This window comes from Variovorax sp. VaC1, assembly GCF_043658315.1.
GTDB lineage: Bacteria > Pseudomonadota > Gammaproteobacteria > Burkholderiales > Burkholderiaceae_C > Variovorax.
On record NZ_JBIGLT010000001.1, the window covers coordinates 739458 to 763056 of the forward strand.

The window sequence follows — 23599 nt, forward strand, 5'->3', positions numbered from 1 at the left end:
AACCTTCCACCGAACTTCGAGAGGACCTTGAACATGAAGATCACTTCCCTCCTGCGCCTCGGCGCCCTGGCGGCCGCAGCCTTGCTGGGCGCCAATGCCCAGGCCGCCGACCCGCTTCGCATCGGCGTGGCGGTCGGCCTGTCGGGCGCCAACAGCGTGGTGGCGCCGGCCGCGGTGCAGTCGTCGCAGCTTGCGGTCGACGAGATCAACGCGGCCGGCGGCATCCTCGGGCGCAAGGTCGAGCTGGAGATCGTGGACGATGCCTCCGGCGCCGTCGGTGCGCAGAAGGCCTTCGACACGCTGGTGTTCCAGAAGAAGGTGGCCGCCATCATCGCGATGGAAAACAGCGCCGCGCGCAACGCGGCGCTGCCGGTGGTGAGCAAGGGCAAGGTGCCGTACATCTACACCTCGTTCTACGAGGGGCGCTCGTGCAACAACTGGATGTACGTGAACGGCTGGGTGCCCGAGCAGCAGGTGGCGCCGGTGGTCGACTACTTCCTCAAGAGCAAGAGCGCCAAGACCTTCTTCCTGGTCGGCAACGACTACGCCTTCGGCCGCGGCATGCTCGACTTCACCCGCAAGTACATCGAGCAGAAGGGCGGCAAGGTGGTGGGCGAGGAATACCTGCCGATCGACGGCAGCGACTGGACCTCGGTGATCTCGAAGCTGCGCGCTGCCAAGCCCGATGCCCTCATCAGCGCCACCGCGGGCGGCGCGCCCAATGTGTCGCTGGCCAAGCAGCTCAAGGGCGCGGGCCTCACGCTGCCCTACGGCAACCTCGCGATCGACGAGGGCACCGCAAAGACCATGGGCGACGTGGCCGGCGGCATGTACATGTCGGCCTCCTACCTGACGGGCATCGACATCCCCGAGAACAGGAAGTTTCTCGAGGCGATGAAGAAGAAGTTCGGCGCCGACCTGAAGACGCCCAACGAGCTGTCGGAGCCGCAGTACGAGGCCTTCTTTCTCTACAAGGCGGCGGTTGAAAAGGCCGGCTCGGTCGATGCGGCCCAGGTGGTGAAGGCGCTCGGCGAGGTGTCGTTCACCGGCCCGCGCGGTGCGGTGTCGATGAACAAGAGCCGCCACACGCCGCTGTCGATGCGCCTGGGCCAGGTGCAGGCCGACGGGTCGATCAAGATCCTCGAGACCTTCGCGAGCGTCGACCCCGGCGCCCAGTGCCCGAACCTGAAGTAACGTCGCAGACGGACACGAAGAGACAACGAGACAAAGAGACAAGGGCCGCTACATGGTGCTGTTGCTGGATTTGCTCACGACCGCGGCGATGCTCTTCATCGTCACCGCCGGGCTGATGATGATTTTCGGGGTGATGAAGATCGTCAATTTCGCGCACGGTGCGCTGCTCACGCTCGGCGGCTACGCGAGCTATGTGGTGACCCAGCTGAAGCTCGATCCGTGGCTGAGCTGGCCATTGGCGCTGGTGGTCGGCGTGGTGGCCGGCATGCTGGTGGAGTGGCTGATCGTGAAGCCGCTCTACAAGCGGCCGCTCGACGCCATCCTCGCGACCTGGGGCCTGGGCATCGTCATCGGGCAGTCGATCGTGATGGCCTTCGGCCGCGAGGTGCAGTTCGTCGACGCGCCGCTCGCGGGCACGTGGTCGGTCGGCGGTGTGGACTACTCGGCCTACCGACTGCTGCTGGTGCCCATCGCCATCGCGCTGTGCCTGTTGCTGACCGGTCTGCTCAACGGCACGCGCTTCGGCATCCGCACGCGCGCGGTGATCATGAACGAGGAGCTGGCCAGCGGCCTGGGCATCCATGCAGGGCGCGTGCGCTTCATCACTTTCAGCCTGGGGGCGGGGCTGGGCACGCTGGCGGGCACGATGATCACGCCGCTGTCGAGCGTCGATCCGAACATGGGGCTGCCCTGGCTGGTGAGCGCCTTCATGCTGGTCATGGTGTCGGGCCATTCGATGCCGAGCCTGCTGCTGACCTGCGTGGTGTTCGGTGCCTGCCAGGTGCTGGTGAGTACGTATGCGAACCCGGTGCTCGGCGGGTTGACCATCGCGGTGCTCGCGGCGGTCACGCTGCGCATCCGTCCGAAGGGGTTTGCCCGTGGCTGAGAGCATCGCAATGGCTTCCACGGCGCCTTCGTCGCTTTCTTCGCTGCGCGCCACGTTGCGCTCGGGCCGAGGGCTCTCGGTGCTGGGCGGCATCGGCCTGCTGCTGATCGTGGCCGGGCCGTGGGTGTTCGACACCTACCTGCTCAACATCCTCGTGAAGGCCTTCTTCTTCGCCATCGCGGCGATCACGGTCGATGTGCTGTGGGGCTACACCGGCTATCTGAGCTTCGGCCAATCGGCCTTCTTCGGCATCGGCGCCTATGCGGCGGGGCTGGTGTTCACGCACAGCGGCTTCAGCATTTCGACGGCGCTGCTGGCATTGGGCGCGGCCATCGTGGTCAGCGCGGCGGTTGGGGCGCTGGTGGGGTGGCTGTCGTTCTACCGGGGCGCCTCGCCGTTCTTCGCGACAGTCATCTCGCTGGTGCTGCCGATCGTGCTGACGCAGCTGCTGCTGTCGGGCGGCCAGTGGACGGGCTCCAGCTCGGGCCTGACAGGCTACGAGAGCTTCGACCTCTCGGTCGAGGCCTGGTACTGGGTGGCCGGCGGTATGCTCGTGCTGTTCGGCCTGCTGGGCTGGCTGCTGGTGCGCAGCGACGCCGGGCGCGTGCTGGCCGCCATTCGCGACAACGAATCGCGCTGCACCTACCTCGGCATTCCCACGGCGGCGGTCAAGATCGCGCTGCTGACCGTCATGGCGATGGTCGCGGGCATCGCCGGCTTCGGCTACGGCGCCTTCAGCGGCGTGGTGGCGCCAGAGCTGACCGGCTTCGCGCTGGGCACCGAGCTGATCATCTGGGTCGCGCTGGGCGGGCGCGGCACGCTCTGGGGGCCGCTGATCGGCGCGGTGCTGATCAACGTGGCCACCGCCTACCTGAGCGGAAGCATGCCGTTCGCGTGGCAGCTGATCGTCGGCGTGGCCTTCGTGGGGGTCATCGTGCTGCTGCCGCAAGGGCTGGTGCCATTGCTGCTCAAGCCCTTCGGGCTGGGCCGCATCGCTGCGCGCGTGCCGACGCTGGCAGCGCGGTCGGTCGGTGTCGTGGCCGCTGCGCAGGCGGCCACGCCGGCCCTGCACATGGCGCAGGTCGCGAAGCACTACGGCGCACTCAAGGTGTTGCAGGGCATCGACCTCGAAGCGCATGCCGGCGAACTGGTCGGGCTGATCGGACCGAACGGGGCGGGCAAGACCACGCTGATGCGCTGCATGAGCGACGGGGCCGAGCGCAGTGCCGGCACCGTGAAGCTGTGTGGCCACGACATCCGTGACCTGCCGCCCGAGGCCTGCGTGCGCTTCGGACTGGGACGCAAGTTCCAGAACGCCAACATCTTCGAGTCGCTGACGGTGGCGCAGTGCCTGCGCATCGCGGGCACGCTGCTGGAGCGGCCTTCGCTGCTGCGGCAAGACGACGCGCTGCGCCTGCCGGCCTACGCGCTCGACGTGGTGCGCGCCACCGGGCTCGATGCCAAGCTGGCCACCGTGGCGCGCGATCTCTCGCACGGCGAACAGCAGGCATTGGAGCTTGCGATGGTGCTGGCGCTGGAGCCGCGCATCGTGCTGCTCGACGAGCCGACCGCCGGCCTGACCCAGACCGAGCGCGCGCAGATCGGCGAGGTGCTGTCGTCGCTCGCGCATCGGCACGGCCTGTGTTGCCTGCTGGTGGAACACGACCTCGACTTCGTCGAGCAGATCGCCACGCGCATCGTGGTGTTGCACCAGGGAACCATCGTGATGCAGGGCAGTTTCGAGGAGGTGGTGAACTCGCCGTTGGTGAAGACCATCTACGCCGGCAGCGCACATGCGCCGCAGGAGGCCGCATGAGCGAGACGAAGCAACGGGCACTGAGCCTCGAACGCCTCTCCAGCGGCTACGGCGCTTCCGTGGTGCTGCGCGGCTTGTCGCTCGACGTCGCGGCCGGCGAGGCCGTGGCGCTGCTGGGCAAGAACGGCATGGGCAAGAGCACCTTGCTCAAGACGGTGATGGGCTACCTGCCCAAGAAGGGCGGCCAGGTTCGCCTGAACGGGCACGACATCACCCACCAGCCGCCGCACCGCATCGCGCGCCAGGGCATCGCCTATGCGGCGCAGGAGCAGGCGCTGTTCGCCGACCTGAGCATCCGCGACAACCTGCGGCTCGGGCTGGAAAAGGAATCCGTCTTCGACGAGCGCTTTGCGGACATCGAGCCGCTGTTCCCTGTCTTCAAGACCCGCCTGAAGCAGGACGCCGGCACGCTCTCGGGCGGCGAGCAGAAGATGCTGCTGCTGGCGCGGGCGCTGATGATGCGGCCTTCGATGATCCTGCTCGACGAGATCACCGAAGGGCTGCAACCCTCGGTCATCGACCGGCTGGCCCGTGCGCTGCTGGACGAACGCGCCCGGCGCGGCACGGCGATGCTGATCGTGGAGCAGAACGTGCCGTTCGCGCTGCAGGTCGCCGACCGCTATGTGGTGTTGAAGCAGGGCGAGCTGGTCGACGAAGGCCATGCCAAGGCCGGTGGCGCCGCAGCGTCGGTCTTCGACCACTTGAGGGTTTGACTTTGGGCGCGGGGTGCCGAAGATGGCCGCAGGGGTAAGAAGGCACGGATCGTGCTGTGCCTGTTCGAACGATGTTGGAGAAAGCCGATGACCACTGAAAAACCCGCCCCCGCCGAAGACGGCTGGCGCATCGGCGTGCTGCATTCGCGCTCGGGCGCGACGGGCGTGACCGAGTCGGAGCACTTCTTCGGCACGGTGCTCGCCATCGAGGAAATCAACGGGCTGGGCGGCGTGCTCGACCGGCCGCTGCTGCCCGTGGCCTACGACCCCAAGGGCGATGCCGACGAGTACCGGCGGCTCGCGACCCGGCTGCTGCTGGAAGACGAGGTGAACGTCATCTTCGGCTGCTCGCGCTCGTCGAGCCGCAAGGCGGTGCTGCCGGTGGTCGAGCGCAACAACGCGCTGCTGTGGTACTGCTCGTTCTACGAGGGCTTCGAGTACTCGGCCAACGTCATCTACACGGGTGCGGTACCGAACCAGAACAGCGTGCAGCTCGCCGCCTACCTGCTGAAGAACAGGGGGCGGCGCTTCTTCCTGATCGGTGCCGACTATATTTTTCCGCGCGAGTCGAATCGCGTGATGCGCGAGATGGTCGAGCAGCACGGCGGCGAGATCCTCGACGAGGTCTACGTGCCGTTGGAAGCGTCGGAAGCGCAACTGCAGGACGTCATGCGCGACATCGCCGATGCGCAGCCCGACGTCATCTTCTGCACCATCGTCGGCCAGTCGGCGCGGCGCCTGTACCAGATCTACCGCGAGCACGGGCTCGACCCGCAGCGCATGCCGATCGCCAGCCTGTCGATGGTGGAAGAAGAGGTGCGCATGATCGGCGTCGAGGCCTGCGTGGGGCACATCACGTCGGCCACGTATTTCAGCTCGCTGAAGAACGAGAGCAACGACCGCTTCATCGCGCTGTGGCGCAAGCGCTTTGGCGACCGGCCCACCAGCATGTGGTCCGAAGCGGCCTACAGCCAGGTCCACCTGTTCGCGCGGGCGCTGGAGCGCAGCGGCAGCCTGGACACGCGCAAGCTCGTCAATGCCGTGCGCACGGTGCGCTTCGAATCGCCCGAGGGGCCGTTGACGATCGATGCGGAAAACAACCACACCTTCCTGACGCCACGCATCGCGGTGTGCCGCGGCGACGGGCAGTTCGATCTGCTGTGGGAGGGCGCGGGCCCGGTCAAGCCCGACCCATACCTGTCGACCTTCGGTTTTTCCGAGTTCTGGCTGAGCTGACATCATGAGCAGCTTGCGTCGCCTCTACGATGACCTGCGCAGCATTTGCGTCGCGGTGGTGTACCCACCGGGCGAAGACCGCGACATTCTTCTCGACCAGCTCAAGCGCATCGGCTGCCGGCTGAAGATCATCTGGCCCTTTCCCGCCGCGCCACCCACGGGTTGCGACGTGATCTTCTTCCAGGTGTCGCAGGAACTGCAGGACAGCACCAGCTGGTGCGCCAGTGCCGTCGAGGCGACGCTGATCGCGCTGTCCGACTACGAGAACCCGACCACGCTGAAGCTGCTGCTGGACACCAGCGCGCACGGCGTGCTGACCCGGCCGTTCCGCTCGTCGGGCGTGCTGAGCACGCTGGTGCTCGCGCGTTCGTCGCGTGGTTACCAGGAGCGGCTGCAAAGCAAGGTCAGCAAGCTCGAAGAAACGATCAAGTCACGCCGGCAGATCGAGAAGGCCATTCGCATGCTGGCCGACACGCAGGCGCTGACGGAGGCCCAGGCCTATGAGCACATGCGCACGCGCGCGACCACGCTGCGGGTCACGGTGGCGGAAGTGGCGTTGATGGTTGTCGAGGCGCACGAGGCGATGGAGAAGCTGGGGTTGGGGCGGGTGCGCGGGGGCAGTTGATCGGCGTCCTGATCGCCGACGATCGGCGGTTTGGGCTCGGGAGCGTTCCAGCCTTTCGGATCGGGACTCCACGCAGGATCGGGTTCCCGGTCAAACAACGCACAGGCGTAAGCACCGAGGTCCACACCCAGCACCTTGAGGGCGGCTTCGGCACCGCCGTCTTCGCGCTGGGCATTCAGGGCAAAGCGCGTGAACAGTTCCCGGTCCTGGCTCATCTGTTCGACCATGACGCGCGCGAGCTCATAGGACAGCAGGTTGCCGTCATCGGTCCTGAAGAACGAATGACCGGACCAGAACTCCTGAATCTCGGATGGCCCCCAGAACGCGAGATGCTTGCGGTGCAGTTCCTGCGGGCGCATGGTCACATGGCCTTGCCTGGTCAATCTTCTCTCCGTGTTGACGGCGAGTCCTTCATCCAACCATCTAGGCAGTCCGAGGTGCGAGAGGGCGCTGTGCGTCATCTCATGCGCGATGACCGGTTCGATGGCCGCGAGGTCGGCCCGCATCGCGAGAAAGTGTGCACAGCCCGCGTTGATGAACATGCCTCCGCTGGGGGCGATCTCGCCGCCTTCGGGGTAGTACGCCGAGACATAGCTGTAGTACGTTCTTTGATCGTCCACAACCAGCAAGGTGTTCTTGTCGTCCGCGTCGAAATGCGCGATGCCGGCCAGAAGTCGCTGGATTCGCTTGCGCGTGGATGCGATATATGCGGCCGTTGCCACAGCCACGACGTCTTCCAGTGAAGACACCACATAGGCATCGTCCGTTTCGTAAAGATGAAAGTGCGGCCCCAGTGCATCCCTGAAGTGGAGCAGCCACGCGCGTTGCCCCAAGGTCATTGCCTGGCGCTGAAGATCGATGCCGCCGAGAGAAGATGCCCACTCGGCCAGAGCGGGCCAATTGACCATGGGAAATCCGTTGTAGAGACCCATGTTTTCGATCAGTGGAAACGGTGGTCCATCGCCCAGCGCGATTTCTCTGGGGGCCATGTCGGTGGCGAAGCCTGCGGCCGGCGCCTTGGTTTTTCGAGCGGGGGCAGCGGGCTGTGCTGGCAGATGGCCTTTTGCAATCAGGGCGCCCACGAAAGGGGCAATCCAGATCATTCCGATCAGCAGGTTCTTTCGCATGGGAACCTCGACGCTCGACATGACGCGTCCTGTCATCAGCGTGTTGATCAACAGCAGCAGGGCGCATACCGCGAGAAGCAACAGCTCCGTCATTGATGGCTCCTCGGAAAACAGTCCGGCGAGCGCCTTGCGCGGGGCCCGCACAGCGCGATGAAGTCGACGCGGACCAATTGGATCGGGCTTGCCATCGGCGGATTCTAGAGAGCGCGCCAGTGCCGAAAGTCATGGCTCGGCCAAAAGAAATTTTTGACATGTTATGTCGTAGCGCCTACAGTGGCCTTATCGAAGCCTGCTCGCTTCCATCGGCACTCAACCATAAGGAGAGGTATGCAATCACTGCTCGATCAACTCAAGGGATTGGACACGCTGGCCGGCGCCGCGATGGGAGGGCTGCCGGTGCAGCTGCAGCCCATTCCGGGCAGCACGCCCGTGGTCCAGGTGAGCATCGAGGGGCGCGATGAGCTGCCGATCTTCGTCACCAGTTCGGACATGCAGATCATCTGCATCTGCTATCTCTGGACCGAGGAAGAAGTAAAGCCCACGCGCCGCACCGAGCTGCTCGAATCGCTGCTCGACCTGAATCCTTCGGTGCCGCTCTCGTCCTTCGGCCGTGTCGACGGCCGCTACGTGCTCACTGGCGCGCTGGGGCGCGATGCGAGCGTCGAAGACATTGCACGCGAAGTGGCCGTGCTCAGCGACAACGCACTCGATGCACTCGATGCCTTGTCCGAATTCCTGAACTAAGCGGAGATCATCATGACAGTCATCAAGAAGCTGGTCACCTTGCTGCGCGGCAGCGCGCGCGAAATCGGCGAGAGCGTGGTCGACAGCAACGCCACGCGCATCTACGAACAGGAAATCATCGACGCCAAGCACAGCATCGAGAAGGCCAAGGGCGACCTCACGGGCGTGATGGCCAGGGAGATGCAATCGGCCCGCGAGATCGAGCGCCTGAAGAACGAAGCCACGCGCTACGAAGGCCTTGCGCTCGAAGCGCTCAACAAGACGCAGGAAGGCCTGGCGCTCGACGTGGCGGCCAAGGTCGGTGCGCTCGAGCAGGAGCTCGAAGAGCAGGCCAAGGCCCATGCGTCGTATGCGCTGCAGGTGTCGCGCCTCAAGGAGCTGATCAAGTCGGCCGAAGCGCGCATCCGCGAGCACGAGCGCGAGATCGGCATCGCCAAGACCACCGAGAGCGTCTACCGCGCGACGCAGTCGATCTCCGAGAACATCGGCAGCGGCGGTTCGCGGCTGGCCAATGCCCGCGAATCGCTGGAGCGCATCCGCCAGCGCCACGAAGACCTGGCCGACCGCATGACGGCGAGTCAGGCGCTCGAGAACGAATTCGGCCACAGCGCGCTTGAAAAGAAGCTCGCGGCCGCGGGCATCGGCACCGAAGCCGATCGCGCCGGCAAGGTGATGGAGCGCATTCGCGCCCGTCAGGCCAGCAACACCTCGGGCCCGGCCTCGCAATGACCGTGCGGGTCAAGCCGGTTCGCTGGCAAGGCTCGGACGAGGCGATACGCGCCGTGCAGGTCGCGTTCGACGTGGAAGAGGCCGTGCTGGAAGCAGTGCGCACAGCGGCTTTCGAGCAGCATGTGTCCACGTCCGACCAGATCCGGCAGGTGCTCGGCCTCGCAACCACGTCCAAGCCCAAGCGGCCCCGGCTGACCGTGTCGCTCAATGCGGCAGACTATGAGTTTCTGGCGGCGCGCTACGGTCTTGCACCTGAAGATCGCCTGGCCATCAAGGAGAGGGCCACGCGCGACCTGATCGCATTCGCCAGCAGTGGAAAGAAAGGTACCGGCACAGGGAAGCCGGGCCGCAGATAGAACAACGAACAACAACCCGTACGCGGGAGGATCAATGGGCGATTTCATGGGAGCGGTGACGGGTTACCCCACCGCGATCTACACGGTATTGCTGGGCGTCGTGGTGATCTACTGGGTGCTTGCGGTGCTCGGCATGGTAGACATCGAGCACAGCGGCATCGACTTCGACGTGCACGTCCACACGCACGCCGATGGCGACAGCAGCGACATCGGCCACATCGCCAGCTACGTGGTGGCGTTCGGCCTGAACGGCGTGCCGTTCTCGGTGGCCGTGAGCCTGCTGGTGCTGGTCTCGTGGACGGTGTGCTGCCTCGGCGGCGAATGGCTGTTGCCGCTGGTGCCGACGATGCCGCTCAAGCTGCTGGCCGGCACCGTGCTGCTGGTGGCCAGTGGCGTCATTGCCATTCCCGTCACCGCCGTGGCCATCCGTCCGCTGCGCGGCCTGTTCGTGAGCCACACGGCCGTGACCAACGCGGCGCTGGTGGGCCAGATGTGCCGCGTCGTCACTGGCGTGGTGAACGAGAAGGACGGCCGCGCCGAGGTGGCCCGCCGCGGCGCCAGCCTGAACATCCGCGTGTGGGCCCCAGTGCCCAACACGCTCAAGCGCGGCTCGCAGGCGCTGATCATCGAATACGACGAGGTGGCCGGACGCTACCTGATCGCGCCGCACGACGACACCGTCTGACCGCGCTGCACCCCATCAACTGTTCTTTCGCTCTCAAAGCAATTCTGGAGAAAAAATGGAGCCCATCCTCTTTGCCGTCGTCATACTGGCCGTCGTCCTGCTCGGCCTGTTTGCGATGTTCGCCAAGTTCTATCGCAAGATCGAGCAGGGCCACGCACTCATCGTGAACACGTTGCGCGCCGAGCCCGAGGTGACCTTCACCGGGCGGATGGTCTACCCCATCATCCACAAGGCCGAGCTGATGGACATCTCGGTCAAGACCATCGAGATCGACCGCTCGGGCAATGAGGGCCTGATCTGCCGCGACAACATCCGCGCGGACATCAAGGTGAAGTTCTTCGTGCGCGTCAACAAGACGGCCGACGACGTGCTGAAGGTGGCGCAGGGCATCGGTTGCGCACGGGCTTCGAACCACGAGACGCTCGAAGAGCTGTTCTCGGCCAAGTTCTCCGAAGCGCTCAAGACGGTCGGCAAGTCGATGGAGTTCGTCGACCTTTACCAGGCGCGCGACGGCTTCCGCGACCAGATCATCAGCCAGATCGGCAACGACCTCTCAGGCTATGTGCTCGAAGACGCAGCCATCGACTTCCTGGAGCAGACGCCGCTGTCCGAGCTTGACGCCAACAACATCCTCGATGCGCAGGGCATCAAGAAGATCACCGAGCTGACGGCGGTTGAGCACGTGCGCACCAACGAGCTGCGCCGCAACGAGGAAATGCAGATCAAGAAGAAGAACGTCGAGACGCAGGAGGCGCTGCTCGAACTCGAGCGCCAGCAGGCCGACGCCACCTCGCGCCAGCACCGTGAAATTGCCAGCGTGCGTGCCCGCGAGGAAGCCGAGACCCTTCGGATTCAGTCCGAAGAGCGCACCAAGTCCGAAACCGCGCGCCTGCTGTCCGAGCAGACCGTGTCGGTGCAGCAGGAAAACGTGCAGCGCGAAAAGGAAGTGGCCGAGAACAACCGCAAGCGCGCGGTGGCCATCGAAGAAGAAAAGGTCACGCGTGCCCGCGACCTGGAGATCGTCGACCGCGAGAAAGAAGTGACGCTGCAGCGCATCGAGAAGGACAAGGCCGTCGAAGTGCAGAAGAAGGCGATTGCCGACGTGATCCGCGAGCGCATCGTGGTCGAGCGTACGGTGGCCGAGCAGGAAGAAGCCATCAAGGAACTGCGCGTGGTGGCCGAGGCTGAACGCACCAAGAAGTCGGTCGTGATCATGGCCGAGGGCCAGGCCGAAGAGAAGATGGTGATCGACGTCAAGGCGGCCGAAACCCAGGAAAAGCGCGCGCGCCACAAGGCCGCCGAAGAACTCACGCTGGCCGACGCCAAGCTCAAGGTGGCCGAGCGCGACGCCGAATCGAAGAAGCGCGAAGCCGAGGGCGTGGAAGCGATCTCCGCCGCACCGGGCCTTGCCGCCGCCAAGGTGGAAGTTGCCACGGCGCAGGCCCGGCTCGCCAGCTTCGAGGCCGAAGCCTCGGGCAAGGAAAAGCTCGGCCTGGCCGAAGTGCACATCCGTTCCGCCGATGCCGACGCCATTCTCAAGGCCGGCCAGGCCGATGCACAGGTGATCGAGGCCCGCTCGCAGGCCGAAGCCGCCGGCATGCGCGCCAAGTTCGATGCCGAGGCATCGGGCAAGGAGAAGCTGGGCCTTGCCGAGGTGAGCGTGCGCACGGCCGACGCCGAAGCCACGCTGAAGTCGGGCCAGGCCGACGCGCAGGTGATCGAAGCCCGCTTCAACGCCGAGGCCAAGGGCCTGCACGAAAAGTTCGAAGCCATGAAGGCGATGAGCCCCGAGACGCGCGACCACGAAGAGTTCCGCATGCGCCTCGAGAAGTCGCACATCGAAACCATGAAGGGCATCGACGCACAAACGTCCATCGCCAAGGAGCAGGCCGAGGTGCTGGGCACCGCGCTTTCCAACGCCAAGATCGATATCGTGGGCGGGCAGGGCGACTACTTCGACAGCTTCGTGCGCTCGCTCTCCGTGGGCAAGGGCATCGACGGCGTCATCTCCAAGAGCAACGCGCTGCAGGTGGCCTTCAAGGACCAGCTCTCGGGCGACCGCGACGTGGTGAAAGACCTGCGCGACATCGTCGGTGCGCTCGGCAATTCGTCCGGCGAGATCCAGAACCTCAGCGTGGCTTCGCTGATGAGCAAGATCGCCAGCGACGGCAGCGAAAGCCAGAAGTCGGCTCTGCAGAACCTGATCTCCTCCTTCCGCAACTGACGCGGGGCGCGCGATGAACCCGAACCTGAAGTGCAGCTGCTCCGCGCACACGGCGATGCAGCCCGTGGCGCTGGCCGAGGCATTGCTTGCCGTGCACTGCGCCGACTGCGGCGGCATGGTGATGGCCATGGATGACTGGCGCGCCTGGAAGGCGGCCGACGCGACCCGCGTGCCGCATGCCGTCGAAGACGAAGTGATCGAGGTGTTCGACGCCACGGCCGTGCGGCACTGCCCCGCATGCGACCGCCTCATGCAGCGCCTGCGCGTCAGCGCCGGCCCCGACTTTCGCATCGACCGCTGCGTGGCCTGCCAGAACCTGTGGTTCGATCCGGGCGAATGGCGCGCCATCGTCAGCCGCGGCCTGGCCGGGCGGCTTGACGAGCTGCTGTCCGACGGATGGCAACGCCGCCTGCAGACCGAGGAAGTGCGCGAGGTGCGCCTGGCCGCGCTGCGCCGCCGCTACGGCAATGAATGCATCGACGAGCTGGATCGCATCCGCGCCTGGCTCGACACCCAGCCTCACCGCGACGAATTGCTCGCACTGCTGCGCGCGGACTGACCGCGCCGATCTATGCAACCAACGGAAGAAACGGGCGCGCCGGCCGGCGCAGAAGCCCAGACCGAGGCCCTGGTGTCCGGCAGCGGCAGCTACGACCTGCTGAAGAAGCGGCTCGAAACCCAGGGCGAGGGCCTGCTGAAGAAGACGCAGGGGCTCAATGAACAGCGGCTGGCCGAGTTCGGTCGGTCCGACCAGTCGCTGATTCTGCGCACCCGCGCACGCACCGAGAACAACGCCGTGGCGCGCGACCTGGTGCGCATCGGCGACCTGCTGCTGTTCGGCTACAACGTCTTCATCGGCCTGCGCAAGGAAACGACGGTCGGCGACGTGTTCGGCCTGTACCGTCTGGTGTCGCCCGGCGAGGCCGGCCAGGGCGCGGACAGCGACGAGCTGCAGCCCGTGCAGCTGGCGGGCAGCTTCCTCGAAGACACGCGCTTTGCGTCCGACTTCCGCGAGCTGTACGCCTACTACAAGCAGGCCACGCTGCTGCAGCTGCGCGTGACGCAAGACAAGCTGCTCGCCGCTTTCCAGATCGGCCAGCAGCTGCACGACGTGCGCGTGTTCCGCTGGGCCATCGAGCGCGACGGCGGCATCAACTACATCGACAACCGCGGCGAGCGCGACATCGCCTTGCCCGCGAGCCACGACTTCGAGTGGACCGTTGCCACGCGCGAAGACCATGTGGGCGGCAAGCACCCGCATGTGAACGTGCTCGACACGGTGTTCGTCGAAACGCTGGGCGGCGACCTCACCGTCAAGATCGAGAACAACACCGAAACCGGGCTGGGCATCTACAGCGAGCCGGTGGAAGACAAGAGCCAGTCGCTGACCGACGCCGAGATCGCATGGGCCAAGCTGGGCATGCTGATCCTGCTGCGCGTGAAGCCCTACCGCGAGCAGGTCACACGCTACCTGGTGTTCAACATCCGCACGCAGCAGGTCGAGCGCATCGACGCCATCGGCGGCTCGTGCGTGCAGCTGCCTGAAGACCACGGCATCATTTTTCCGGGTGGCTACTACCTGCAGTCGGGCGAGCACAAGCGCTTCGACCTGCCGGCCGAGACGGTCGAGAACCTGCGCTTCAAGCGCATGCTGCGCTCGCCCAACGGCGAAGACGTGGCGTACATCTTCTACGACCCGAAGCCGGGGCGCTATGCGATCTTCAACTACAACCTGATCGACAAGAAGCTCGCGACGCCGATCATCGCCAACGGCTATGCGCGCTTTGCCGACGGCCGCATCCTGGTGTTCCACGACAACGACGGCGAGCCGTCGCGCGTGCACCCGATGCAGCTCTGGCAGACGCCTTTTGCCAGCGAAGAGTATGTGAGCGCGCAACCGCCCGCCACCGGCTTCTTCGGCAAGATCGGCAATGCCGAGCTGGTGCGCGGCGTGTCCGACCTGATGGGCATTGCCCGTGCGGTGCGCGAGCAGGCGCCCACGCGCGCCGCCTACGAAGACCTGATCCGCCAGTGCACCCGCGTGAGCGACGCCTACTTCTGGCTCGACGCGCCCGAAGCCGCCGGCCTCATGGCCGAGCTGCGCAGCATTGCCGACGTGGCGCGCAGCACGCTGGCCGAGTTCGAGAAAGTCGACACCATCCGCCGCGAAACCGCGCGTGCGCTGCAGCGTGCCGAAGACGAGCAGCACGCGCTGCTGGTCGACATCGCCAGCACGATCTGGCGCGCACCCGACGACTTCGTGAAGGCATTGGCGCGGCTGCGCGAACGACGTGGCGCGCTGCAGATGCTCAAGGAGCTGCGCTACGCCGACCTGCCGCGCATCGCCGCCATGGACGCGGCGCTGCAGACCGAGCAGCAGCGCATCGGTGAACGCGCGATGCAGTTCCTGGCCGCCGACACGGCCTTCAATGGCCAGCGGCAGGCGCTCGACAAGCTGGCCCTCGAGCTGCCCAACCTGGCGACCTCGCCGGCCCTGGGCCAGATGCTCGCGACGCTCGACGAGCAGGCCGCCGGCCTCGACCTGCTGACCGAGCAGCTCGGCAGCCTGCCGGGCGGCGATGCGGTGATCCGCACGTCCATCCTCGACCGCATCTCGCTGATCTACGCCGACATCAACCGCATGCGTGCCGATGCGCGCGCGCGGCGCAAGTCGCTGGGGGCGACAGAAGCGCGGGCCGAGTTCGGCGCGCAGTTCAAGCTTTTCAGCCAGGCCGTCGAGAATGCGCTGGAGTTCGCCGACACGCCCGAGAAGTGCGACGACGCACTCACGCGCCTGCTGGCGCAGCTGGAAGAAATCGAAGGCCGCTTCGCCGAGCAGGAAGACTTCCTGGCCGACATTGCCCAGAAGCGCGAGACCGTGTACGAGGCGCTGTCTGCGCGACGCCAGAGCCTGGTCGAAGGCCAGCAGCGCCGTGCGCAGGGCGTGGTCAACGCGGCTGGCCGCATCCTCGACGGCATTCCGCGCCGCGCGGCGCAGTTCGGTGAGCTGAGCCAGGTTCACAGCTATTTCGCAGCCGATCCGATGATCGGCAAGCTGCACACGCTGATCGCCGACCTGCGCACGCTCGGTGCCGCCGTGCAGGCCGACGAACTTGACACGCGCCTGAAGACCGCACGCGACCAGGCCCTGCGTTCGGTGCGCGACAAGCGCGAGCTGGTGAGCGACGGCGGCGACACGCTGCGCCTGGGCCGGCATGCCTTCACCGTGCACCGCCAGCCCATCGACCTGACGCTGGTGGCCCGCGACGAGGGCATGGCCTACCAGGTGACCGGCACCGACTACCTGAGCCCGGTCGATGAACCCCGCCTGCTGCCGCTGCAGCGCTACTGGAACCAGTCGCTGGTGTCTGAGACCGCCGAGCTGTCGCGCGCCGAGTACCTGGCAGGCCGCTTGCTGGAGGCATTACTCGACGGCAAGGCCGAGCGCAGCTGGCCCGAAGTGCTGACGCTGCTGGCCGAAGACCCGCTGCATCCGCAGTTGCTGGAGATGGTTCGCCGCTTTGCCGCCGCGCGTTATCAGGAGGGCTACCAGAAGGGGATTCATGACGACGACGCGCTGCGCCTGCTGGCTGCGCTCGTGGCCATGCAAGACCAGGCCGGCCTGCTGGCCTGGGGGCCGACCGAGCGTGCGCTGGCCCTGCTGTACTGGCAACACGGCCACCTGGTCGCGCACCGCGAGTCGCTGCTGCGGCGCGCGCGTGCCGCGATGCAGATGAACGCGTTGTTCGGTCGGCGCGATGCGCTGGTGCAGCTCGAAGCCGACACCGCGCGGTCGCTCAATCACTTCGCGCGCGATGTGCTGCCCGACCTGCTGCCGCTCGCCGAGACGGCCAGCGACGAAGAGCGCGACGCGCACCAGGGGCGCGTGGCGACGCTGTGCGACCAGGCCGCGGCCTATCTGGCGCGCGAACTCGCGGGGGCCCGCGGTGGCGAAGCCTGGGCCGTGTCGGGTGCCGGCGAGGACCTGGCGGCCGCGCTGCTGCGTGAGCTCGAACGCGGTGGCCGCCGCGAAGCGTGGCAGAACGACCTCGATGCGGCGCCGCCACCGGAGCGCTGGCGCCTGGCGCGCGACTGGGTTCGGGCCTATGCCATCCACCAGGCGCCGCAATCGGTCGACTGGGTGGACGACGCGGCCAGCGTGCTGGCCATGCCGCTGCAGCGCACCCGCGTCAACGTGGCGCTCGATCGCACCGTCGAAGGGCTGCGCGGCGAGCATCCGCGCGTGGTCGATGGGCGCATGACCCTGAACCTCAACGATTTCTGGCGCCGCTTTTTGTTCCACACCACGCATGCGGTGCCGGGCTACGAGGCGCTGCACAGCCTGCGGCACGAGCTGCTAGAACGCGAGAAGGTGCGGCTCAAGCTCAGCCAGTTCCAGGCCAAGCCGCTGTCGACCTTCGTACGCAACCAGCTCATCGACGAGCTGTACCTGCCGATCATTGGCGACAACCTCGCCAAGCAGATCGGTTCGGCCGGCGAGGGCAGCCGCACCGACCGCATGGGCCTGCTGCTGCTGATCTCGCCACCCGGCTACGGCAAGACCACGCTGATGGAATACGTGGCCGACCGGCTGGGCCTGATCTTCGTGCGCATCAACTGCCCGGCGTTGGGCCATGGCGTGACCGCCATCGACCCGGCCAACGCGCCGAACAGCGCGGCGCGGCAGGAGCTGGAAAAGCTCAACCTCGGCCTTGCGATGGGCAGCAACGTGATGCTGTACCTGGACGACATCCAGCACACCAGCCCGGAGTTTCTGCAGAAGTTCATCGCGCTGGCCGACGGCACGCGCCGTATCGAGGGTGTGTGGAACGGCGAGCCGCGCAGCTACGACATGCGCGGCAAGCGCTTCGCGGTCGTGATGGCGGGCAACCCGTACACCGAGTCGGGCGACGTGTTCAAGATCCCGGACATGCTGGCCAACCGGGCCGACATCTACAACCTGGGCGACGTGCTCTCGGGCCGCGAAGCCGCATTCGCACTGTCGTACATCGAGAACAGCCTCACGTCCAACCCCACGCTGATGCCGCTGGCCTCGCGCGACCCGAAGGACGTGCAACTGCTGGTGAAGATGGCGCAGGGCCACGAGGTGCCGAGCAGCGCGCTGTCGCATGCCTACAGCGCGGTCGAGCTCGAAGAAATCAAGGCACTGCTGCAGCGGCTCTTTCGCGCACGCGACCTGCTGCTCAAGGTCAACCTCGCGTACATCGAGTCGGCCGCGCAGCAAGAGGCTTACCGCGTGGCGCCGCCGTTCAAGCTGCAGGGCAGCTATCGCAACATGACCAAGCTCGCGGGCAAGATCACCGCGCTGATGCGCGACGACGAGCTCGATGCGCTGCTGCGCGACCACTACCGCGGCGAAGCCCAGACCCTGACCACCGGCGCCGAAGAGAACCTGTTGCGGCTTGCGCAACTGCTCGGCAGCCCGACGGCCGAGGAGGCTGCGCGCTGGAAGTCCATTTGCGAGGAGTTCGTGCGCCAGCGCAAGCTCGGCGGGGCCGACGTGGACGGCAGCCAGCGCATCGCAAGCAGCATGCTCGACGTGGCGCGCGCGGTCGATGCGCTCAAGCCCGCACCCCAGCCAGTGCCTCCGCCCGAGCCCGAAGGCCCGAGCGAAAGCCAGCGCCTGGCCGACGCCATGCTGCAGATCGCCGTCACTTATCGCGAGCTGATCCTGCCGCTGGTGACCGCCACCGAACGCCGGCTCGACCTCGACCGCTCGATCACGCAAGACATGGCGCGGCTCTCCGCCGAGGTGCAGGCCGCCCGCGCCACACCCAAGCGCGCACCCAAACCGGACAAGGACCACTGACATGTCTGCCGTGCCTTCATCCGCCGAACCGCAGGCCGCGCTGCCCGAACTGCTGGCCCAGCTCGACGCCACCATGGCCGATGCCCGCCTGAGCGACGGCGAGCGCCGCGTGCTGGTGCATACCCTGCGCGAGGCTTCGCCGCCCGAAGACGGCCTGCGTCAGTTGCGCAACCGCGCCTTCGACCTGGTGCGTGCGCGCACGGCCGACCCGGAGCAGCTGTCGTTGCTCAAGTGGCTCGAAGGCGTGGTGCGCGCGATCGACACTGGCCGCTCGCCCGACAACGTGGCGGTGCGCTCGCAGGCCTTCTTCAGCCCCGGCACCGCCTGCCTGCAGGCGATCAACCAGCAGCTGAGAGCGGCGCGCCGCGCGATCGACCTGTGCGTGTTCACGCTGTCGGACGACCGCATCACCGCCGAGATCCTGGCTGCGCAGCGGCGCGGCGTGTCGCTGCGCGTGATCTCGGACAACGACAAGGAGTTCGACCTGGGCAGCGACATCGGCCAGCTGCGCGCCGCCGGCATTCCGGTGGCGGTGGACCGCACCGATGCGCACATGCACCACAAGTTCGCGATCTTCGATGGCGCCCGGCTGCTCAACGGCAGCTACAACTGGACGCGCAGCGCGAGCGACTACAACGAAGAGAACCTGGTGCTGAGCAACGACCCGTCGCTCGTGCGCCGCTTCGCCGACGAATTCGACACCTTGTGGAAAGAACTGCAGGCCTCGCGATGACCCGACGAATCGACTACGACTGGGAGCTGCCGCCCGAGCTGCAGCAGCGGCTGGGCACCTCCAGCTACGGCGCGCAACGCATCATTCACGAGCAAGGCCACCTGATGGTGATCCTGCACGAACCGCCCGCCGGCACCGGCGCGGAGCGCAAGGCGGCCGTGTTCCTGCGCAAGCCCGACGGCACGTGGCTGCACAAGGGCAACAACCCCGGTGAGAAGGCGTTGGGCAAGCTGCTCGAGAGCTATCGCGCGGCACTGAGCACCTTCGAGATCCGGCACGAAGAGGCCGAGACTTCGGAGGCGCTGTTCCAGATCCTCGGCCCACTGATCCCGCTGTCGCGCGCGGCACTGAACCTGCAGGCCACGCTGCAGGCTGCGCGCGAGGCCGTGCCGGGCGATGCATTGGTGACCGACCTGCGCGACCGCGCGGTCGAGATCGGTCGCGGCCTCGAACTGCTGCTGGCCGACACCCGCATGTCGCTCGACTACAGGCTCGCGCACGCGGCCGAGTCGCAGGCGCGCGCGGCCATGGAAGTCAACCGCGCGCAGCACAAGCTGAACACCATCGCGGCGCTGACATTTCCGTTGATGGCGATTGGTGCCGCCTTCGGCATGAACCTGCACAGCGGTGCGGAGAACCTGCCGACCTGGGTGTACTGGGCGATCTTTGCGGCCGGCCTCTTCATGGGCGTGCTGCTGCGAGGTTGGGTCAAGGCGCCTGACGCGCCCGTTGCCGCAGCGGCGAGCAGGCTCACGGTTTCAGCGAAGAAGAAGTAGCGCCGGGCGAAGCCGCTGGCGTTCTTGCCAGGGGCGTCGGTCCGCAACCAAGACGCCCTCGGTGAAGAAGGGCGTCTGCCTCAGCCTTCCTTGTAGATGACCTCGAAGCGCTCGCACAGCACCGGCATGCGCAGGTCGGGCTTCTTGCCGATGCGCTCGCATTCGCCGCTGAAGTATTCCCAGTGGCCTTCGCGCCAATAGCGCAGCGAACCATCGCCTTCGGCCTCGATGGCCGCGAAGTCTTCGCCGACTTCGTCGAAGGGCATGACCACGATGTCGCGGGTCTCGATCACGCACAGGGGCTGGCCCTGCCAGTCGGTCACCACGCTCAGGTCACCAGGCTCGGGCCGTGGCCTGCCGGTCACTGCAAAGGACCATTCGAGGCTGGCGGTGCCGCGCTTCTTTCCGTCCAGCACGAGCTGGGCAAGTTCTGTGGCTCCGGCCTCGTTGTCGTCGAAGTGGAAGGCTTCGCAGAAGCGGGCCGAAAGGTCGGTGCCAACTGCGGCCTGGAACCGTGCCCAGAAGGGGCGGATGCTGGAAGGGATGTTCATGTCGGGTGCCCTGAAGACGAACGCCGAGCCTGCCACAAGTGGCAGGCTGGTGCGCCTGTGCACCCGACCGTATCAAGCCGGGGTCAGGGCTTGACGCCGAGCACCGACAGGATGATCGCCGCGAGCGTGAGCGTCATGGGCAACTGGTGCGTGGCCAGTGCACGGGCCTGCGCCATCGACAGGATGGCTGGCTGCAGCAGGTTCTTTTCGGAATGAAGAGGTGTGGACATATCGAACTCCTGAGTGGTTGCGAACCGTCTGTTCGCATGACTGCAAAGATAGGCCTGTGGCAGCGGCACGGCGCAGGGCTTTCGACGACACGGCGTTTCCGTTTTCGCAACGATCCTGCGGCGTCGGCCCGGAACTTTCGCGCCCACCTCAGAATGACGGGATGAAAAAGAACGCACGTATGACCGGCGCAACCGGTTTGAAAATTCGCAGAGCCACCCTCGCCGACGCCGTGCCGTGGACGCTTCTGTTCGACGCCGATGGTCCGCGCGCGGAGGTCGAGAAGTACTTGGCGCGTGGCGAGCAATGGCTGGCCGAGCAGGGCGGTGAGGTGGTCGGGCAGATGGTGCTGATGGAAACCCGCGCCGACATCTGGGAAATCATGAACATCGCCGTGGCCGATGCCTGCAAGGGGCAGGGCATCGGCACCGCGATGCTGAAGAAGGCGAAGTCGCTTGCCACGCAACGGGGTGCGCAGCGGCTCGAAGTCGGCACGGGCAACAGCAGCCTGCGCGAGTTGGCCTTCTACCAGCGCTTCGGCTTTCGCATCATCGGCGTGGACTTCGATTTCTTCGTGCGCCGATGGGGGAAGGCGACGAAGCAGGGCGGCATTCCGCTGCGGGACATGATCCGGATGGAGATGGTGCTCAAGGCGGCCTCGTAGGGCTTGGTTGAGGGGCGCTGCTTTTCAGGGCGGCGCCCACGCCGACGGTGTGCTCCCCTCCGCGAATGTCCCCCGGCCTTCGGGCTACCGCCCCTCCTCCTTTGTTTCGCTGCGGGGAGCACACCGCCAGCGTGAGCGTTGTCAGAGCGCTGGTTGATCGGCTGCGCACCAGCAGTGCGTCCTTGTGCGAATGGCACCGGGTGCTCCCCGCAGCGAAATAAAGGAGGAGGGGCGCAGCCCCGGGGGACATTCGCGGAGGGGAGTACCCGGTGTCATCCGCACACGCCCCGAACAGCAACGCCCTGAACGGCAGCAGCCCCCGAACTACCCCGCAATCAACTTCTGCACCAGCTCAGCCGTCGTCGCCGCCGCGTACTTGCGCATCAGCCGCGCCCGATGCAACTCGACGGTCCGATGGCTGATGTCCAACGCCTTGCCGATCTCCTTCGAGGTCAGGCCGCGCATCACCTGCGCCGCCACCTCGCGCTCGCGCGGCGTCAACTGCGCCGTGACCGCGCGGCGCGAGCCCAGGTCTTCGAAAGTCCAGATGCCGGCCTCATGCGGGGCCGCGCGGTTCATGGCGTGGCCGGTGACGTGGCACCAGAAGGTTTCGCCCGCCAGCGCGCCGTGCAGGCCGCCCAATCGCTTCATCATGCGGTTGTCGGCGTAGTGGCCGCTGGCGTTCAAGAAGGGTTCCATGCGCTTGCCGATGCGCTCGAACTCGGCCACGCTGGGGTAGAGGATGCTGAACGAATGCCCCACCAGCGCGGAGGGCGTTGCGCCGAAAATTTCGCACACGCGCACATTGCACGCCACGATGGTGCGGTTGCTCGAAACCACCATGCCGACGGGTGCATGTTCAAAAGCCAGCCGGTAATCGATCTCGGGCATCGGGTGTCACCATTACGAAATACTACGTATACGGGTAGGTAGTATCGTTCAAGGCTTTCCCACCACTCTCCATTCATCCATCAAGGAGCCCGAGTGAACAAGATTTATCCCTCCGCAGACGCGGCACTCAAGGGGGTCGTCGCCGACGGGCAGATGCTCGCGGTCGGCGGCTTCGGCCTGTGCGGCATTCCCGAAGCGCTGATCGACGCGCTGAAGGACACCAACGTGCAGAACCTCACTGTCATCTCGAACAACGCGGGCGTCGACGGCTTCGGTCTCGGCAAGCTGCTCGAGACGCGCCAGATCAAGAAGATGATCGCGTCGTACGTCGGCGAGAACAAGGAGTTCGAGCGCCAGTACCTGGCAGGCGAACTGGCCCTCGAATTCACGCCCCAGGGCACGCTGGCCGAGAAGCTGCGCGCCGGCGGTGCCGGCATTCCCGCCTTCTTCACCAAGACCGGTGTCGGCACGCAAGTGGCCGAGGGCAAGGAGCTGCGCGAGTTCGGCGGCGAGACCTACGTCATGGAACATTCGCTGGTGCCCGACGTGGCGCTGGTCAAGGCCGACGTGGCCGACAAGTCGGGCAACCTGCGCTTTCGCCTGACGGCACGCAACTTCAACCCGGCCGCTGCCATGGCCGGCAAGATCTGCATCGTCGAGGTCGAGAAGATCGTCGAAGTGGGCGAACTGGCCCCCGACGACATCCACCTGCCGGGCATCTACGTGCACCGCATCGTGCTCAACGCCAACCCCGAAAAGCGCATCGAAAAGCGCACCGTGAGTGCATCGGTCGATGCCGCCGCTGCCAAGGTCGAGGCCCAGACCGCCATCGCCCAGGCCGCCGCTGCCGGCAGCGAAGCGCCCGCCAAGGTCGTCAACAAGAAAGAAGGAGCCTGAGATGCCCTGGACCCAAGACCAGATGGCGGCCCGTGCCGCGCAAGAACTCGAAGACGGCTTCTACGTCAACCTCGGCATCGGCATCCCGACGCTGGTGGCCAACCACACCGGCACGAAAGAAGTCTGGCTGCAAAGCGAAAACGGCATGCTCGGCATCGGCCCGTTCCCGACCGAAGACCAGGTCGACGCCGACCTGATCAACGCCGGCAAGCAGACCGTGACCACGCTGCCCGGCAGCGCCATCTTCGGCAGCCATGACAGCTTCGCGATGATCCGCGGCGGCAAGATCAACCTGTCGATCCTCGGGGCGATGCAGGTCAGCACCAAGGGTGACCTCGCCAACTGGATGATCCCCGGCAAGATGGTCAAGGGCATGGGCGGCGCCATGGACCTCGTGGCCGGCGTGAAGCGCGTGATCGTGCTGATGGAACACGTGGCCAAGAAGAAGGACGGCACCGAGGACCTGAAGATCCTCGAGAAGTGCACCCTGCCGCTGACCGGCGTGGGCGTGGTCGACCGCATCATCACCGACCTGGCCGTGATGGACGTGGTGCCCGAAGGCCTCAAGGTGATCGAACTCGCGCCCGGCGTGAGCTTCGATGCGCTGCAGGCCAAGACCGGCGCCAAGCTGATCCAGTAAGGCGATCGGCACCACGACGACGAAAGGCAGGGCCGCGAAAGCGCGCCCTGCTTT

General features: G+C 66.2%; 21 protein-coding genes. 18 read left to right on the forward strand and 3 right to left on the reverse strand.

Annotation, left to right across the window (positions count from 1 at the left end; all coding sequences use genetic code 11):
• The first annotated feature begins 33 nt into the window (after window positions 1-33).
• The 15 genes from ACGLHS_RS03625 to ACGLHS_RS03695 all read left to right on the forward strand — a co-directional run bounded on the left by ACGLHS_RS03625 (window position 34) and on the right by ACGLHS_RS03695 (window position 19674).
• Complete coding sequence (locus ACGLHS_RS03625) at window positions 34-1194, forward strand: substrate-binding protein (protein WP_394476914.1); 1161 nt, start codon at window positions 34-36, stop codon at window positions 1192-1194.
• A gap of 52 nt (window positions 1195-1246) precedes the next feature.
• Window positions 1247-2080, forward strand: a complete 834-nt coding sequence (locus tag ACGLHS_RS03630; RefSeq protein WP_394476917.1) for a branched-chain amino acid ABC transporter permease — start codon at window positions 1247-1249, stop codon at window positions 2078-2080.
• A 10-nt stretch (window positions 2081-2090) separates the two neighbouring features.
• Window positions 2091-3896 (forward strand): ATP-binding cassette domain-containing protein, encoded by a 1806-nt coding sequence (locus ACGLHS_RS03635; protein WP_394476919.1) that lies wholly within the window; start codon window positions 2091-2093, stop codon window positions 3894-3896.
• Window positions 3893-4609, forward strand: a complete 717-nt coding sequence (locus ACGLHS_RS03640) for an ABC transporter ATP-binding protein (RefSeq protein ID WP_394476921.1) — start codon at window positions 3893-3895, stop codon at window positions 4607-4609. Before ACGLHS_RS03635 ends, ACGLHS_RS03640 begins: the two co-directional genes overlap by 4 nt.
• 87 nt (window positions 4610-4696) lie before the next feature.
• Window positions 4697-5845 (forward strand): transporter substrate-binding domain-containing protein, encoded by a 1149-nt coding sequence (locus ACGLHS_RS03645; RefSeq protein ID WP_394476923.1) that lies wholly within the window; start codon window positions 4697-4699, stop codon window positions 5843-5845.
• Between the two features lies 1 nt (window position 5846).
• Window positions 5847-6470: an ANTAR domain-containing response regulator gene (locus ACGLHS_RS03650; RefSeq protein ID WP_394478165.1), complete on the forward strand. Its 624-nt coding sequence runs from the start codon at window positions 5847-5849 to the stop codon at window positions 6468-6470.
• Between the two features lie 1454 nt (window positions 6471-7924).
• Window positions 7925-8341, forward strand: a complete 417-nt coding sequence (locus tag ACGLHS_RS03655) for a YjfI family protein (protein ID WP_394476925.1) — start codon at window positions 7925-7927, stop codon at window positions 8339-8341.
• Between the two features lie 12 nt (window positions 8342-8353).
• Window positions 8354-9070: a PspA/IM30 family protein gene (locus ACGLHS_RS03660; protein ID WP_394476927.1), complete on the forward strand. Its 717-nt coding sequence runs from the start codon at window positions 8354-8356 to the stop codon at window positions 9068-9070.
• Complete coding sequence (locus ACGLHS_RS03665; protein WP_093237259.1) at window positions 9067-9426, forward strand: hypothetical protein; 360 nt, start codon at window positions 9067-9069, stop codon at window positions 9424-9426. Before ACGLHS_RS03660 ends, ACGLHS_RS03665 begins: the two co-directional genes overlap by 4 nt.
• Window positions 9427-9460: 34 nt before the next feature.
• Entirely contained in the window at window positions 9461-10111 is a 651-nt protein-coding gene (locus ACGLHS_RS03670) for a ubiquinone biosynthesis protein (protein ID WP_394476930.1), read from the forward strand.
• Window positions 10112-10166: 55 nt separating this feature from the next.
• Window positions 10167-12335 (forward strand): hypothetical protein, encoded by a 2169-nt coding sequence (locus ACGLHS_RS03675; RefSeq protein WP_093237261.1) that lies wholly within the window; start codon window positions 10167-10169, stop codon window positions 12333-12335.
• A gap of 13 nt (window positions 12336-12348) precedes the next feature.
• Window positions 12349-12894, forward strand: a complete 546-nt coding sequence (locus tag ACGLHS_RS03680; RefSeq protein WP_394476932.1) for a zf-TFIIB domain-containing protein — start codon at window positions 12349-12351, stop codon at window positions 12892-12894.
• Between the two features lie 12 nt (window positions 12895-12906).
• The gene (locus ACGLHS_RS03685) at window positions 12907-18165 is read left to right on the forward strand and encodes a DNA repair ATPase (RefSeq protein ID WP_394476934.1); all 5259 of its coding nucleotides are present in this window, start codon (window positions 12907-12909) and stop codon (window positions 18163-18165) included.
• A 1-nt stretch (window position 18166) separates the two neighbouring features.
• Complete coding sequence (locus tag ACGLHS_RS03690) at window positions 18167-18898, forward strand: phospholipase D-like domain-containing protein (protein ID WP_394476936.1); 732 nt, start codon at window positions 18167-18169, stop codon at window positions 18896-18898.
• Complete coding sequence (locus ACGLHS_RS03695; RefSeq protein WP_394476939.1) at window positions 18895-19674, forward strand: hypothetical protein; 780 nt, start codon at window positions 18895-18897, stop codon at window positions 19672-19674. The genes ACGLHS_RS03690 and ACGLHS_RS03695 overlap by 4 nt, the downstream gene beginning before the upstream one ends.
• 80 nt (window positions 19675-19754) lie before the next feature.
• Here ACGLHS_RS03695 and ACGLHS_RS03700 read toward each other — a convergent pair whose 3' ends face one another.
• Window positions 19755-20225, reverse strand: a complete 471-nt coding sequence (locus tag ACGLHS_RS03700; RefSeq protein WP_394476941.1) for an ASCH domain-containing protein — start codon at window positions 20223-20225, stop codon at window positions 19755-19757.
• Between the two features lie 83 nt (window positions 20226-20308).
• On the reverse strand, window positions 20309-20455 hold the full coding sequence (locus ACGLHS_RS03705; protein WP_394476943.1) for a hypothetical protein: 147 nt from the start codon (window positions 20453-20455) through the stop codon (window positions 20309-20311).
• 56 nt (window positions 20456-20511) lie between these two features.
• Here ACGLHS_RS03705 and ACGLHS_RS03710 point away from each other — a divergent pair, with 56 nt between their 5' ends.
• Window positions 20512-21117, forward strand: coding sequence for a GNAT family N-acetyltransferase (locus ACGLHS_RS03710; protein WP_394476946.1), 606 nt, complete (start codon window positions 20512-20514; stop codon window positions 21115-21117).
• Between the two features lie 324 nt (window positions 21118-21441).
• On the opposite strand, the gene ACGLHS_RS03715 is transcribed toward ACGLHS_RS03710, so the two are convergent.
• Window positions 21442-22008, reverse strand: a complete 567-nt coding sequence (locus tag ACGLHS_RS03715; RefSeq protein WP_093237268.1) for a LuxR C-terminal-related transcriptional regulator — start codon at window positions 22006-22008, stop codon at window positions 21442-21444.
• 93 nt (window positions 22009-22101) lie between these two features.
• Here ACGLHS_RS03715 and ACGLHS_RS03720 point away from each other — a divergent pair, with 93 nt between their 5' ends.
• Both ACGLHS_RS03720 and ACGLHS_RS03725 read left to right on the forward strand, forming a co-directional pair.
• A complete protein-coding gene (locus ACGLHS_RS03720; RefSeq protein ID WP_394476949.1) occupies window positions 22102-22905 on the forward strand; it encodes a CoA transferase subunit A in 804 nt (267 codons plus the stop codon).
• A gap of 1 nt (window position 22906) precedes the next feature.
• Window positions 22907-23545, forward strand: coding sequence for a 3-oxoacid CoA-transferase subunit B (locus ACGLHS_RS03725; RefSeq protein ID WP_093237270.1), 639 nt, complete (start codon window positions 22907-22909; stop codon window positions 23543-23545).
• Window positions 23546-23599: the final 54 nt, after the last annotated feature.